Annotated in this window: 10 protein-coding genes; 5 read left to right on the top strand and 5 right to left on the bottom strand. The window is 35.2% G+C overall.

Annotation, left to right across the window (positions count from 1 at the left end):
- Positions 1–337 precede the first annotated feature (337 nt).
- Complete coding sequence (locus Q8L85_09765) at positions 338–1,231, top strand: hypothetical protein (protein MDP1724972.1); 894 nt, start codon at positions 338–340, stop codon at positions 1,229–1,231.
- A gap of 259 nt (positions 1,232–1,490) precedes the next feature.
- On the opposite strand, the gene Q8L85_09760 is transcribed toward Q8L85_09765, so the two are convergent.
- Genes Q8L85_09760 through Q8L85_09750 form a run of 3 tightly spaced genes read right to left on the bottom strand, consistent with a single transcriptional unit; the run spans position 1,491 to position 4,446 of the window.
- Positions 1,491–2,180, bottom strand: a complete 690-nt coding sequence (locus Q8L85_09760) for an ABC transporter ATP-binding protein (protein MDP1724971.1) — start codon at positions 2,178–2,180, stop codon at positions 1,491–1,493.
- Complete coding sequence (locus Q8L85_09755; GenBank protein MDP1724970.1) at positions 2,180–3,430, bottom strand: ABC transporter permease; 1,251 nt, start codon at positions 3,428–3,430, stop codon at positions 2,180–2,182. Before Q8L85_09755 ends, Q8L85_09760 begins: the two co-directional genes overlap by 1 nt.
- Positions 3,427–4,446 (bottom strand): efflux RND transporter periplasmic adaptor subunit, encoded by a 1,020-nt coding sequence (locus tag Q8L85_09750; GenBank protein ID MDP1724969.1) that lies wholly within the window; start codon positions 4,444–4,446, stop codon positions 3,427–3,429. Before Q8L85_09750 ends, Q8L85_09755 begins: the two co-directional genes overlap by 4 nt.
- Before the next feature lie 328 nt (positions 4,447–4,774).
- Here Q8L85_09750 and Q8L85_09745 point away from each other — a divergent pair, with 328 nt between their 5' ends.
- The 4 genes from Q8L85_09745 to Q8L85_09730 all read left to right on the top strand — a co-directional run bounded on the left by Q8L85_09745 (position 4,775) and on the right by Q8L85_09730 (position 12,345).
- Positions 4,775–6,544 (top strand): C25 family cysteine peptidase, encoded by a 1,770-nt coding sequence (locus tag Q8L85_09745; protein MDP1724968.1) that lies wholly within the window; start codon positions 4,775–4,777, stop codon positions 6,542–6,544.
- 565 nt (positions 6,545–7,109) lie between these two features.
- Positions 7,110–7,673 (top strand): heme NO-binding domain-containing protein, encoded by a 564-nt coding sequence (locus tag Q8L85_09740; protein ID MDP1724967.1) that lies wholly within the window; start codon positions 7,110–7,112, stop codon positions 7,671–7,673.
- Positions 7,674–7,676: 3 nt separating this feature from the next.
- Positions 7,677–10,094, top strand: a complete 2,418-nt coding sequence (locus Q8L85_09735) for an ATP-binding protein (GenBank protein ID MDP1724966.1) — start codon at positions 7,677–7,679, stop codon at positions 10,092–10,094.
- Positions 10,087–12,345 (top strand): EAL domain-containing protein, encoded by a 2,259-nt coding sequence (locus Q8L85_09730; protein MDP1724965.1) that lies wholly within the window; start codon positions 10,087–10,089, stop codon positions 12,343–12,345. The genes Q8L85_09735 and Q8L85_09730 overlap by 8 nt, the downstream gene beginning before the upstream one ends.
- 532 nt (positions 12,346–12,877) lie before the next feature.
- Here the strand turns inward: Q8L85_09730 and dnaJ are convergent.
- Positions 12,878–14,026, bottom strand: a complete 1,149-nt coding sequence (dnaJ, locus tag Q8L85_09725; GenBank protein MDP1724964.1) for a molecular chaperone DnaJ — start codon at positions 14,024–14,026, stop codon at positions 12,878–12,880.
- A 151-nt stretch (positions 14,027–14,177) separates the two neighbouring features.
- Positions 14,178–16,106 carry a molecular chaperone DnaK gene (gene dnaK, locus Q8L85_09720; GenBank protein MDP1724963.1) on the bottom strand — a complete coding sequence of 643 codons (1,929 nt, stop codon included), beginning with the start codon at positions 16,104–16,106 and terminating at the stop codon, positions 14,178–14,180.
- Positions 16,107–16,155: the final 49 nt, after the last annotated feature.

Genomic DNA, 16,155 nt, shown 5'->3' with positions numbered 1-16,155 from the left:
TATACTTTCCATAGGTGTATCCCCAAACTGTTTTAATAATTTTTTTGCGCGTCCATTTAAACGTTTATCTCCTAAATCTATCAAACCATATTCACTTTCAGACCAATTCATGAATAATGCTCCCTAAAAAGAAAACATTGTTGCAAAAATTATATTAAAAATCAATAGGTTGAAACACTTATGGGTAATGATATGGTCGCGGGACGTAGGAAGGAGGCTGGGTAGTTACAAATAATCAAAGCCTGGAATAAAAAATACCTAAAAAATGATGCACTTCATTTCTGAGTTATTTAGGTATAACATAAAAAATAATTAAAATTGTCTGAAAGGAAATATAATGCGTTCAAAAGTTCTTTTTGCAACTTTTCTAACTTTTTTTCTGGGCGCTTGTGCTCAAAATAGCATGCGTAAACCTAATCTGCCGCCATTAAACCCAGAAGCAATCATCGCATTTTACGAGCAGCATCAAGTACTTAAAGATGGAAATGACGCAAAAATTGTTTTGGCTTTTGGAAAATCTGGATTTAACTGGACATCATGGCAAAGTTTGACGCAAAAATTTGATCTTTCTGCAGCTCTAGGCATGCCTTTGAATTTCAAAAGCTTATTTCGTGGCGAACAGATTAGTACTCTTATCGCACAGGGAAATATTAACAATCCCGGCTTGTTAAATTTAATAAGTATTGAAAAAGGCCCAAAAGAAATACCCATGAGCTCTTCATCAAAACTTTCTTTTGGAAATTTAGCACATCCACCTGTTCTACTTCTAAATAATGTTGCTTTTAGTGGTCAACCCTCATGGAAAAACTTTATTGCATCAAAGAAACTCATTGAAAATACAATGCCAAGTTTTCAATCTTTTGTAGAAAATGGGTTGCTTGAAAAAAACAGCGTTCGGAAAGATGATATGGATGTTTTAGATGCCATTCAATTTAATGATAATGCTAAAATTTTAACCTTAAGCATTAACACGTTAAGCAATCGAGATGATCTTTCAAGAGAAAAAAGATATAAATCATTTTATATCAATTCAAAAGATGAAATGACAGATCTGACTTTTGATGAAGATGTACGTTTTGAAGGTGCTTCGACAGGTCTTAATATTCGCTTTTTAGATGCGTTTGAATCTAATGACGATATGATGTTATTTTTCTGGATTTGGGATGGTATTAAAACAGGCTATCGCTTATATCGACCAGGCACAAATACAAAAGTTGATTTCTGGCATTAAGATAGAAACTTCGTCAAAAATACTTTTGTATTAGAATGAAGCACAATTATAAGGATTGTTGACATTCGTCATTGCGAACCTCCGTAGGAGGTGTGGCAATCTAGTTTTAATCGTATAATCACTTGATTGTTTGATGTTTTTTCTGGATTGCCACAGGACCCTTTTTAAATTTGGGTCCCTCGCAATGACGCGACTGGTAGCTAATTTTTTATTATTTAAAATCACTAATTTTTTATATTTTTTAATATGTCGGCACAATTCATTCACCTCGAATATGCCCATCAACAATATTGATTTGACGATCTGTCTGAATGGCAAGCTCTGGGTTATGCGTCACCATAATAATGGTTTTGCCTTCATTTTTGACAAGGTCTTGAAATATTTTAAAGACTTTGTCTCCGTTTTCAGTATCGAGACTACCGGTTGGTTCATCGGCTAAAATAACCATGGGCTCATTAATCAAAGCGCGTGCGATTGCCACACGTTGGCGTTGACCACCTGATAATTGATGTGGGTATTTATAAGCATCTTTGGTGAGCCCTAGACTTTCTAAAACCTTATCTACTCTATCTTTCATTTGGGTTACATTGAGTTTACCTAATCTTTCCATAGGCAATCTTATATTTTCAATGCCACGTAATTCGGGTAATAAAAAATGAAATTGGAAAATAAAACCCAGGGTTTCCAAGCGAATCTGTGCAAGTTCAAGACGTGTTAGGCCTACCATTGATTGGCCTCTGAAATAAAAATCGCCTGAACTTGGCATATCTAATAAACCAAGCATATAAAGGAGAGACGATTTTCCAGAACCTGATGGACCAATGATCGAAATAAATTCGTGTGTATTTACTTTAAACGATATGCCGCGCAGAATAATGGCTTCAACTTCGCCTTCAATAACGCGCGTGATATTCTCCAAACGATACAATTCTTCGTTTTTTTTAACCATCAAGCGGCCCCCCGGATAATATCGACTGGCTTTAAATAAGCAGCTTTTCGTGCAGGTAAATAAGCTGCAAGAACGGCAGATGTTATCGAAACAAAAGCACCAATACTATAATGCCAAAGAGTATATAAAAGATAAAATCCTTCTATCCGAATAAAAGCACCATCTTTTACACTAATCGGCACTTGTTCTAAAGCAAGACAAAGCGAATAACCCAGGCCCCATCCTAAAATAGAGCCAATAATGCCCACTAAAAAACCTTCGACTAAAAATATTTTTTTAATATCTTCCTCAAAAAAACCAATGGATTTTAAAATCGCAATATCACGTGATTTTTCAAAAACAATGGTCGAAATAATATTAAAAATACCCAAACTTGAAACAATTAAAATGGCAATAATTGTTGAATAAGTTACCAAGTTTTGGACTTTAAAAATACTTAAAACATTCACGTTTGATTCTTGCCAAGATTCCGTTCGATAGCCAAATTGATTTTCAATTTGACGCGCAACTATTTCAGCATCATCAACATTTTCAATGCGTAATCGTAAATTGTTGATAACATTTTGACGTCTCAATAAAATTTGGGCTTTTTTAAGCTGCACATAGGTTGTTCTATTATCTTGTGTTGTAAGGCCTGTGCTAAAAATACCTACAATCTTCATACGCAAGATAACACCCTCAGAAGACACAACAGTTACTGTATCATTCATCTTAAGACCGAGTTTTTCAGAAACACCAATGCCAATAATAATACCGTTTTTCTTGACTAATAAATTATCAAGTTTTCCTTTAAAAATATCTTTATCAAGTGTACTTACTTTTTTTTCAGCTTCTGGATCAATACCTGATAAAGCAACGCCCATCGTTTTACTGCCAAAGTTTAAAAATGCTTCACCTTCTAATCCCTTAGTCACAGAAGCTTCTTTCAATTTTTTTAAACTTTGATGAATACGTGCGTGATTCCTAATGCCGCGTTTTTCATCTTTGGGTTTAAGACCTTTTAAATCAAGTGCAGCATTTGGAAACAATGTTTGAAGTGGTTGCAATGGAGGGGTGCGAAACTCATCTTTCACCATAATATGGGGGGTAATATCAATAATTTTCTGAACAAAATAGGCTTGAAAACCTTGCATTAAGGCGGCCATGGCGATAAAAAAACCGACACCAACGGCAACGCCTGCAATCGATACAATCGTTTGTCGTGGACGCCCCATTAAATGTGAAAATGATAGCTTTAAAAGAACATTCATTTTTGTGGCAATTCAACAAAAATAGGGCGAATTTTCTGTTCGTCTTTCAAATCATCTTGAAATTTCAAGATCACTTTATCCCCTAAAACAAGACCATCTTTTACTTCGCTTAATGCGTCGCCTTGAATACCTAATTGAATTTTACGTTTTGAAATTTGATGATTCGCATCCACTATCCATATTTTTTGGGTTTTAAAACTGGAATTTGGAACAAGTAATACATTATCTTTTTGTTCTGTTAAAATATTAATTTCGACTGTCATCCCTAATGAAAAGGGAACTTCTTTCAAAAAACCAATATAAACACGGTAGTTTTTATTTTGACTATTGCCCAAAAGTGTTATGTCTTCAACAATGCCCTCAAAATGCTGTTTAGGATAGGCATCTGCTTTAATAAATACTTTTTGACCTTTTTGTAATTCTGGCAGACTTTCTTCATCAATTTCACCATTAATTCGCAAAAAAGATGGTTCGCCAATCCAATAGATAGGTTTTCCTGTTTGTAAAACTTCGCCAATATCATGTTCACGTCGAATGACAACACCATCTTTAGGCGCTTTCAGTGTATATTCATCAATATTTTTTCTGAAGGATTTAATATCAGCTTTAATTTTTTCATATTGACTTTGTCGATCCTCAAATTTTTCAACTGAGGTAAACTTTTTTTCTATCAACGCCTTTTGACGTTTCACTTCTTGGGTTAAAAACTTTTCTTGAGCGAGCATTGATTCTAAAGTAGCTTTTGCTTGGTCACTATCGAGTTCGACCAACAGATCCCCTTTACGAACAATTTCACCTTCATTTTTATAAAATTTTGTAATACGTCCTTGCACAAGAGAACTAACAATGGTCATGTCACGCGATTCAATAACACCTGTTCCGTAAACAGCTGAAATTGCTTGTCCTTTATAGGTTTCAACGACTTCTATCTTTGGTTGTGTTATATGTAAATATATGTAATATCCACCCCCTAAAATGATTAATAAAACACAAATATATATAAATTTTTTAAACATCGTTTAGATTGAATCCTATATTTAGTTTAGTCTATAATTATTAAGATTTTTTTTTGAAGATAACATAAATATATTTTTCTATCACCATAATTTTGCTTATTTTTATAATTACCTTACCTAAAAATCACCTTTTTGCATACCCATTCATGATAAACAAGCAGATCATTAGCACCTGCTTTATTTATCAACCACTACTACCTATAACAGATTGTAAAAATAGTATTAACGTTGTGTACCCTGCAATTCTTCAAAGATGATTACAATAAGGGTTTCTCATTATAAAAAATCTTGCTAGGATGTTAATAACAATAAAATTTGGGAGGACAGCGTGAAACATTTTCGGATATTTAAGGCCTTGATATTTACAGGGATCACAACTTTTTCATTTCAGGTGAAAGCTGAAGAATATAATAATATTATTTTACATACAGACAAATTTAAGGATGTTGCTCAAAAATTTGTTAATTTTCATAAAGAAGTAGAGGGCGTAAACTCAATTCTTGTATCTGTTGACGAACTTAATAAAAAACCACGTACAAGCACCAAACGTCCACCTCATGATGGATTTGAAAAAACAAAGCCTACTGGTTTTGAAATTAAAAATTATAATTATGAATTAGCGCTTAAAATTGCTGATTATTTGCGTGATTATGGCAATAAAAACAAACTTCATTCTGTTATGATTTTAGGTAATTCAAGTCTTATTCCGCCTTCCTACTTCTTCTATAATGAATATGAAAAAGATTTGCCAGCGCCTTCGAATGTTGTTGAATATACATCATGGATTGGATCTGACCATTATTATGGTGCGCCTGATTTTACGATTAAATACCGTTGGCCCGTTGGTCGCGTTGCGATTGAAACAATTGAGCAAGCAGAACATTACCTAAACAAAGAGAAAAAATTCAAAGAGCAAATTAAAGAAAAACCAAATACAGATTTTGCTTTTGCAGGTGCAAACGTTGTTCATGATTATCGTGTTATGGGTGAAATGTACCGCTTAGCACTTCAAAAAGCTGGTATTTTAACCGGTAATGTTAGTGATTACAATGAAACTGATGGCAATTTGACGAAAGAAAAGTTTTTGCAAGCTTTAGTCAAAGACCCTGCAGAATTCATGATGTTCTTTACGCATGGTATGGGTGAAGGTATTGTCATGAGCGACGAAGGTATGGTGACTGTTAAAGATATTTTAGATTTACCAGAAGCAGATCGTCTTAAAGTTGTTTTCTCGCCATCTTGCCTTAACGCTGGTTTTGACTATGCAAATATAGCTTTACCTTTTGATCCTGCCAACAAAAATTCAGTTGCAGAAGCTTTTGTGATGTCTAATGTAGCCATTGCCTATGTTGGTTCAACACGTTTGGCGCTCGCAAATGTTAAATTTGAAACAGAGAAAAAACATGGTCGCGTTATGATTAAAGACGCGCTTTATATGCCCGGACTACTTCTTGAATTGCTAACAGCTTATAAAGGCGGCAAAACAAGATTGGGTGATGCTTTTAAAGCTGCACATGATGAATATTCAAAAAAAACATATGGCATCGATGGTGTTGATGTTGATAAAGATTTTACGGCACTCATGAAAGTTGAGCCAGGTGCACGTGCTATGTATGCAGCCTATGCATTGATTGGTGACCCTGTTATTTCTTTGTCTCCATTAAAAACTGCTGAAGAAAGCAAGCATACTGGTCTTGAAATTCTCAATACGCATTTTACGGAAGAAATGCGTTCTTATATGAGCATTCCTGGATTTACACCTTCGAAAAATGTTTTATCAACCAATCTTATTGTTAAAATTGGTCATGGGAATAAAGAACTTCCCATTCCTATCAATTACAAAATTATTGATGCTAAAAATTCAGCGATTGTAAAAGCTGGTGAGCTTAAACCAGGACATGTGCTTGATTTTAAGCCCGTTGCTGATAAGCTAACTTTCTTACTTCAATCTTGGACAACGCCAAGCGATATGACCTGGCAATATTTCTTCGTAGAAAAAGCTGATAATGCTGATCCAGAAATTGTTGCTCAACGTGCTAAAGCTGAAGAAAAACCGCACCGTCCTTTAAGTGCTGGCGCTGCAGTTTTACCGCATTAATTTGACTTAAGATGGCTCTTCCTATCATTGAAAGTGGTAGGAAGAACATTTTAAACTTATTTCACTATATAACCAATCTACCGGACAATTTTTATTTTTATGATAGAAATTCGTGCCATACACCTTTGTTTTCCTGGACACGTTGAACCGAAGCTTCATACGTAGATCCAGGATCCAGAAAGAACTACATGCTCGAAAGAGCATGACTCTATTATATAAAAACATGTCATGATCTTTGATCATGCTTTTTAACTGGACCCTGAATCCTACTCGAAGCTTCGCTTCTCGCCTGTTCAGGGAAACAACTGGGTATTTGATAGGTTTCGACCCCTAATTAAATTTTTGTCCCGTAGATTACTATATAACACCCATCGCACTACATTCTCTATTCACGCATAAAGTTAATGACTGAGGCCTATTAACATAGGTTAATTTCTTACTTAACAAGTGTAAAATATTATAAATAAAAATACATTATTTTAATATTGTTGCTGTATATTATTCAACTTTACAGCTTGTTTTTTACTGAAATACTACTTAGAATTTATGATAAGGGAGAAAAAAAATGGTCGGTCTTATTCAAAAAATTCTTGTCGATATGATAAAAGATATTACAAATGAAGAAACTTTAAATGAAATAAAAAAATTAGCAAATATTCCTTTAGACAGAGAATTTCAAATAAATATTGTGTATTCCGATGAAGAATGGCAAAAACTTTTTAAAGCAACGCTCAGCGTATTAAAAATTACAGATGAACAAGCAGATGAAACCTATGCTAAGTATTTTTTAAAAGATTCGCTTGAACGCTTCCCTACTTGGTTTCAAATGTCAAAGAATTCTTACGAATTTTTGCTCATTCAACCAACCATTCATAATTGCTTTGCAACAGGTGTCGCAGATCAAAAACATCGTGATGCTATTAATGATAAATTTAAAGTTGAAAAATTCCCAGGAAAAATAATAACACATTATAAATCTTCCAATAATCATTGCGGCCTATATATTAAGCTCGCACAAGAGGTAATTAATCACTACAAAGATGACGCTATTATTGAAGAAAAAAAATGTATGAAATCCGGTGGAGATGAATGCGAAATCCATGTCCAATGGTCTGGTTTGGCAGCTTAAACAATGAATCAACTCAATGAATATAACAATTTCCGTCAGGAAATAGAAAGAATCGCTGATCAATTATGTTTAGCAGTTAAGGGTACTTTTGATTTTTCAGTCGAAGTTACAACAAGCGATCAAATTATTCAAAAGCTTTGTATGCTCATGAATTTTACAATTGATGCAGCACGACGTTCCTTATCAGAAATGAATATTCAAAATTCAAAATTAACAGAATTAGATAAGCTTAAATCGGATTTTATGGCCAATGTTAGTCATGAGCTTAGAACGCCTTTAACACTCATTTTAGGGCCTTTAGAAGGTTTAATCTCTGACAAAGATTCTATTCCACTTGCACATCAAGACAATCTTTTTCGAATTCACAGAAATGCCTATCGGCTTTACGGTCTTGTAAATGATTTGCTTGATTTTACTAAATTAGAAGCTGGAAAATATATTCTTAGCGAAGAAGTCATTGATTTAAATCGTCATATTAAAGACATTGTTAATGATGCTCAAGGCCTTGCTGGTGAACGAAAATTAAGCCTTACATTCACACCTTTTCCTGATCTACCCCTTATGATGTTAGATCGAAAAATAATCGATAAAATCACATTTAACCTCTTAAGTAATGCTTTAAAATTTACACCTGCTGGCGGACACATTAATGTTCAGCTTTTAAGGGATTGTGATTGTGTCGACATTATTGTGACTGATACGGGCATTGGTATACCTACGGAACAAATTTCCAAGCTTTTTGAACGATTCTATCAAGTTGATTCGTCCAGTACACGTACACATGAAGGGACTGGCATTGGTCTTGCTATGATAAATCAATTTACACAATTGATGGATGGCAAAATTGTAGTTGCTAGTGAAGAAGGTAAGGGATCGAAATTTAAAATATGCATTCCCTTTAAAGCTGTTCCCGAAAACAAAAAAAATCAACCGGAAGAAGAATATAAAGAAAAAATAAGCTCTTTCAAAGTTTCCTTGTCAAAAATGGAAATGAAAAGTGAAATAAAATTTACTGATATTGAAAAATTAAATATAAAAGGAGATCTACCTTTAATTCTTTTAGCTGATGATAATCCAGACGTTAGATCTTATATAGTTTCATTGATCCAGGATTCTTACGAAATCATTGAAGTTGAAAACGGAAAACTTGCACTTGAAGCTATTTATAAATTCAGCCCTCAAGTCATTTTATCCGATGTTATGATGCCAGAAATAAATGGATTCGAATTAACCGCTAAAATAAAATCAGATCCTAAAGTTAAAAATATTCCAATTATTCTTATTACAGCAAAAGCAGGTAAAGAAGCTGTTGTTGATAGTTTTCAAGTTGGTGCGGATGATTATTTATCTAAACCTTTTTCAGCAGAAGAATTAAAAGCGCGTATTGGCGCAGCATTAAGAAATAGGCAAGATTATTTAAAAATTGAAGAATTAAACATTCAATTAAATAAAACAATAAATGAGCTTTCAAATTCTAAATCATATTTAGAATCATCAAATAAAGAATTAGAAGAGGAAATAGTATTACGCAAAATACTTGAAGAAAAAAACTCAAAATTAAACAGTGAATTAGTAATTGCGGCGCGTCATGCTGGTATGGCAGATATTGCAGCAAGCGTATTACATAATATTGGTAATGCACTCAATAGTGTAACTACTTCCACAACTTTTATTGGCCAAAGAATTTCAACTTCAAAAACATCAAATTTAATTGAAATTTCTAAATTACTTGAGCAACATGAATCAGACATGGCGGCTTTTATAACAAATGATCCTCAAGGGCAACGTATACCCAAATATATAACAAAATTAGCTGAAATGTGGAAAACTGATAAGGAATATCTAACAGACGAAATAAATAATATTCAAAAGGGTATTACACATATCAAGGAAATTATTAACAAACAAAACTCACTCAGCAAAGTTTTAGGTGTGAATAATGCAATAATAGTACCAAGTTTAATTGAAGACGCCTTAATTCTTAATAAAACGATCTACTCAAATATCAATATTAGCATTAAACGAGATTTTAACCCTATCAAAGAGGTTGTTAATGATCGCGTTAAATTACTTCAAATTCTTGTAAATTTAATTAAAAATGGCATTGAATCTATTCTAGAAAAAAACCCTGAACATAAAGAAATAATATTATCAATCCGAGAAAAAAACAATACCCATTTTGACATTCAATTGTGTGACAATGGGGTTGGTATTGGGAAAGAAAACCTTGAAAAAATATTTTCCTTTGGATTTACAACAAAAAAGGAAGGTCATGGATTTGGACTTCATTCAAGCGCTATTTCAATCCAAGACATGGGCGGCAATCTTTCTGTAACGAGTGACGGGTTAGGAAAAGGCGCAACATTTTCAATAACATTACCATATCAACCCTCAAAAAAAGAAGATCGCAAAAATGAGTAATGATAATTTAAAACGCATTTTAATTATTGATGACAATCCTAGCATTCATACGGATTTTCGTAAAATATTAGAATCAGTTGGTCATAATGATGCCTTTGATGAAGATGAAGCTTTGTTATTTAACAAAACAGCCGAATCTGATATTGGCGTTAAATTAAATTATCATATTGATTCAGCCTATCAAGGAAAAGAAGCCCTTGAGCTTGTTCAAAAGTCTGTTAAAACAAACGAGCCTTATAGTCTTGCTTTTGTTGATATTCTCATGCCTCCTGGCTGGAACGGTATTGAAACAATTAAAGAAATGTGGAAAGTTGACCGTAATATTCAAATCGTTATTTGTTCAGCGCATTCTGATTATTCCTGGGAAGATATTCAAAATGAATTAGGGACATCAGAAGATTTTTTAATATTAAAAAAACCTTTTGAAGTGATAGAAATTTGTCAGTTGGCAACTGCTCTTACTCAAAAATGGGATCTTAAAAAACAAGTTCAATATCAAATTGATAATTTACAACACCTTGTTAAAGAACGCACAAGAGATTTAGAATTATCATTATCACTTGTGCATGCAACAATTGAATCAACAAGCGAAGGCATTCTTGTTGTAAGTCATGATCAAAAAATTGTGTTGTATAATCAAAAATATTTAGATTTATGGTCAATTCCAAAATGGATGATTGAATCAAGTGATTCGGCTTTAATTTTTAAAAAAATGGCTGAACAGATGATCGATTCAACAATTTTTTTACAAACAATGTCAGAATTAAGTAAACATAATGACATTGTGAATTTCAAAGAATTAATGCTTAAGTCTAATAAATCATTAGAATTTTATAGACATCCCCAATATTTAAACAATGAAATTGTTGGCACCGTTTGTAGTTTTAGAGACGTAACAGGTCATAAAGTTCTAGAGGAGCAACTTTTATATCAAGCAACACATGACAGCCTAACAGATCTAACCAATCGCGTATTGCTTTATGATCGCGTTCAACAAGCAACTGAACATGCTAAACGATATGGTATGTTTGTTGGTTTTATTATTTTCGATCTAGATAATTTTAAACATGTCAATGATTCCTATGGTCATAATGTAGGGGATACACTTTTAATTGAAGTGTCGAAAAGATTAACAAGTAATGTGCGTAAAGTCGATACCGTCACACGTTTGGGCGGCGATGAATTCGTTGTTCTTTTTGCACCCCAACCGAATTTAGAAGATATAGAGCAAACTGTCGAAAAGCTTTTTTCTATCTTTGCAGCACCTTACAATATCATGTCTCATGAATTAACGGCAACCGTCAGTATGGGGGTAAGCGTATATCCCAGAGATGGCGAAGATTATAACACCTTGCTCAAACAAGCAGATATTGCATTATACCGCTCAAAAGAATTAGGCCGTAATAATTTTCAGTTTTTCCAACCTGAGTTTTGTGAAAATGCTATTCAAAACGCCCAATTAGCAGCTGATCTACATACTGCGTTGGAAAAAAATGAACTCTTTTTAAATTATCAACCTTTGGTCGATTTAAAAACAACTAAAATGATTGGCGCTGAAGCCTTAATACGCTGGGAACACCCGACATTGGGATTGATTGAACCCAGTGTTATTATTTCCCTTGCTGAAAAAAACGGCCTGATCATTCCCATTGGAAATTGGGTTTTGCAGACGGCTTGCGCTCAAAATAAAATTTGGCAAGAAATATATGGAAGTGAATTACGCATTGCCGTTAATATATCAGGTCATCAATTCCAACAAAAGAATTTCGTGGAAACCATTCGTAATGTTCTTAAGACGACAGGCCTTAAACCCAGTTCTTTAGAGTTAGAGTTAACAGAAGGTATTGTCATAGCAAATACAGCTGAGTTTATTGAAAAAATGACAGAATTAAAAAAACTTGGGGTTCAATTATCCCTTGATGATTTCGGAACAGGGTATTCAAATTTGGGTTACCTTAAATATTTCCCTTTTGATAAAGTAAAAATTGATAAGGTTTTTATAGATGAGATTACATCAGGCAGAAATGATGATTGCATTGTTGAAGCAATTATAAGCATGTCTAAAAAAATGGGATTAACTGTTTTAGCTGAAGGCGTTGAAAAAGACGAACAAGTTAAATATTTACTTAAGAATCATAGTGATCAAGTGCAAGGATATTACTTTAGCAAACCACTTAATGCGAATGATTGTACTGAATTTCTAAAAAATAGCGCTTCAAAAGAAGAAATTGAAATAAAGATTGCATCCTAATTTTCAAAAAGAAAGATACCGTGTTTTCGCTTTGATTAAGGGAAGAAATGTGACACGACATAACGTCATGAGCGGCCATGATCATTTCTGGATGGATCCGCATTCGAGCTCTTTGGGCTCATAGGTCCAGGAAACAATTGAGCAGAAACAATCTACGGGACAAAAAATTAAATTACTTCGGTTTCACCTCTCCCCTTGTGGGAGAGGTCGGCGCGTAGCGACGGGTGAGGGGTATCTAAAGCGTTTACAAAGAGCAACACCATCATGCCATAATCTAAGCATTGCCAAACAAATACGCATCTCTCCAAAATTGTAAAATACCCCTCACCCGCTCCCTTTGGTCGCGACCTCTCCCACAAGGGGAGAGGTGAAAAATACCCTTCTTTTGGAGGGCTTTTGATAAAAAATTGTTTTCACTTCTTAGAAATAAGTTGCGGCGTGTAAAAGCAAGATAATTGAAAAATGAGCTTAATTTCATTTTTTGTCCGGTAGATTGATTGGAAATAAACTTGCCCCTAGAGTGAGATCAATCTCACTTAAACAAATCTTTTAATTTATCAAAAAAACCAATTGATTCTGGACTTGTTGATTTTTCCATGTCCAATTCTTTGAATTCTTCTAATAATTCGCGTTGTCTTTTGGTTAAATTGACAGGCGTTTCAACCATCACATCCACATATAAATCACCACGCATCTGCGTGTTCAATATGGGCATGCCTTTATTTTTAAGCCGATATTGACGGCCTGATTGCGCGCCCGGTTCAATCGAAAGCGTTGACATAGTACTATCAATAGTAGGTACATCGATAGTGCCACCCAAAGCTGCAAGCGTCATACGAATGGGTAATTTGTAATAAAGATCCGCATGATTACGTTGAAAAATAGGATGTGTTTCAATAGAAATGAAAACATAAAGATCGCCTGATGGACCACCATTCAAACCTGCTTCGCCCTCATTTTTAAGACGTAATCTTGTGCCTTCTTCAATCCCTGCAGGAATCGATACTTTAAGGTTTTTGTTTTCTTTAACTGCACCTTTGCCGCGACAAGGTTTACATGGTTTTTCAATTGTTTGCCCCCTGCCCGCGCAGCTAGGACATGTTTTTTCAATGGTAAAGAAGCCTTGTTGAGCGCGCACTTTACCATGACCTTGACACATTGAGCAGGTGATAGGTTTTGTACCTTCTGCAGCGCCGCTACCTTTACACGTTTTGCAATTGACTTTGGTTGGTATTGTTAAATTTTCTTCACGACCTTTAAAAGCTTCTTCTAAGCTAATCGAAAGATCATAGCGAAGATCCGCCCCTTTACGCTGTGACGAAGAAGAGCGTCCACGTTGATTGCCGCCACCCATCACTTCAGAGAAAAAATCCTGGAAAATATCTGAAAAACCGCCGCCACCAAAATGAAAACTAAATCCATCTTGATCAGCGCCGGCATTATTTTGTCCACCGTTTTTAAAAGCTTGATGGCCAAAATGATCATATTGAGCACGTTTTTGATCGTCTTTTAAAACTTCATAGGCCTCGTTTATTTCTTTAAACTTGGTTTCAGCAGTTTTATCGTTTTGGTTACGATCAGGGTGATATTGCATTGCAAGTTTCCTGTAAGCACGTTTGATATCCTCTAAACCTGCTTTTTGTGAAACACCTAATAATTCATAATAATCACGTTCTTGCATTGCAATATCCATATTTTAAATATTAACTACCCAATATATGAGGCAAAGTCTAGAAAGGGCGAGAACCGGAACGGAATGTACCTTTTTGTACATGAGTACCGGAAGTGCAGGCCTGACAACGAATTTGCTCATAGAGTGGGTAGTTTTTTAGTTACTTCGATGATTTATTCTTATCGTTAACTTCTTCAAAATCAGCGTCAACAACACCTTCATCAGCCGGTTTCTGTGCATGATCATCGCCAGCAGCATGTCCGCCAGGTCCTTGTTGTTCGCCTTGACCCGCTTTATACATCGCTTCGCCTAATTTCATCGTCACTTGATTCAAAGCTTCTGTTTTAGCTTGGATCACGCTTGGATTTTCAGACTCACGCGCTGTTTTAAGATCGTTAATAGCTGCTTCAATCGCTTGACGTTCCTCTGGTGATACTTTCTCACCAAATTCTTTCAGGCTTTTATCAGCACTATGAAGAACCATATCGGCTTGATTACGTAAATCAACCAATTCACGACGTTTTTTATCTTCATCAGCATGTGATTCAGCATCTTTAACCATACGATCAATATCTTCGTCGGTTAAACCGCCAGATGCTTGAATACGGATTTGATGCTCTTTATTCGTTGCTTTGTCTTTTGCAGACACATGGACGATACCATTGGCATCAATATCAAACGTTACCTCAACTTGTGGCATGCCGCGTGGTGCTGGCGCAATACCCACCAAATCAAATTGACCTAACAATTTATTGTCAGAAGTCATTTGACGTTCGCCTTGGAAAACGCGAATCGTCACAGCTGTTTGATTATCATCAGCCGTTGAAAAAACTTGGCTTTTTTTCGTTGGAATTGTTGTATTACGGTCAATAAGACGTGTAAACACACCGCCTAATGTTTCAATCCCTAAGGATAAAGGTGTTACATCGAGTAATAGAACATCTTTAACGTCACCTTGAAGAACACCAGCTTGAATCGCCGCACCCATGGCAACAACTTCATCAGGATTTACACCACGATGCGGTTCTTTACCAAAAAATGCTTTAACTGTTTCAAGAACTTTAGGCATACGGGTCATCCCGCCAACCATAATCACTTCTTCAATTTCGCTTGCTGTAACGCCAGCATCTTTCAAGGCTGCTTTACAAGGTGCAATGGTACGTTGGATCAAGTTTTCGACAAGATTTTCTAATTTTGCGCGTGTCAATTTGATCATTAAATGTTTTGGACCACTTTGATCTGCTGTAATAAAGGGTAAATTGACTTCAGTCTGAACAGCATTTGAAAGCTCAATCTTTGCTTTTTCAGCAGCTTCTTTAAGACGTTGTAATGCTAAACGATCTTTACGAAGGTCAACACCTTGCTCTTTAAGGAATTCATCAGCGAGATAATCAATAATTGCCGAATCAAAATCTTCACCACCCAAGAATGTATCACCATTGGTGGATTTAACTTCGAAAACACCATCGCCAATTTCAAGAATGGACACGTCAAATGTACCACCACCAAGATCATAAACGGCGATCAGACCATTGCCTTTTTTCTCTAACCCATAAGCGAGTGCGGCGGCTGTTGGCTCGTTAATAATACGCATAACTTCAAGACCAGCGATGCGTCCTGCATCTTTTGTCGCTTGGCGTTGCGCGTCATTAAAATAAGCAGGCACGGTAATAACCGCTTGCGTTACTTTTTCGCCTAAATAATTTTCAGCCGTTTCCTTCATTTTTTGAAGGGTAAAAGCACTGATTTCACTGGGTGAATATTTTTTGTCTTGAGCATCAACCCAAGCATCGCCATTATCACCTTGAACGATACGATAAGGAACGAGGCCTTTATCTTTTTCCGTTAAGGGATCGGTGTAAGAACGACCGATAAGGCGCTTAATTGCAAAAATTGTGTTTTCTGGATTGGTTACAGCTTGTCTTTTAGCGGATTGGCCGACAAGACGCTCGCCATCTTTGGCAAAAGCAACAATAGATGGCGTTGTACGCGCACCTTCGCTATTTTCAATAACTTTTGGGGTTTTCCCCTCCATGACTGAAACACATGAATTTGTCGTGCCTAAGTCAATTCCAATAATCTTACTCATTGTGTCCCTCGTTTATTTTGGTCAACAAAAATGCATAAATAACTTTTAA

It is taken from the genome of Alphaproteobacteria bacterium (assembly GCA_030680745.1).
GTDB lineage: Bacteria > Pseudomonadota > Alphaproteobacteria > JAUXUR01 > JAUXUR01 > JAUXUR01.
This window is presented reverse-complemented; position numbering and strand designations above follow the sequence as displayed.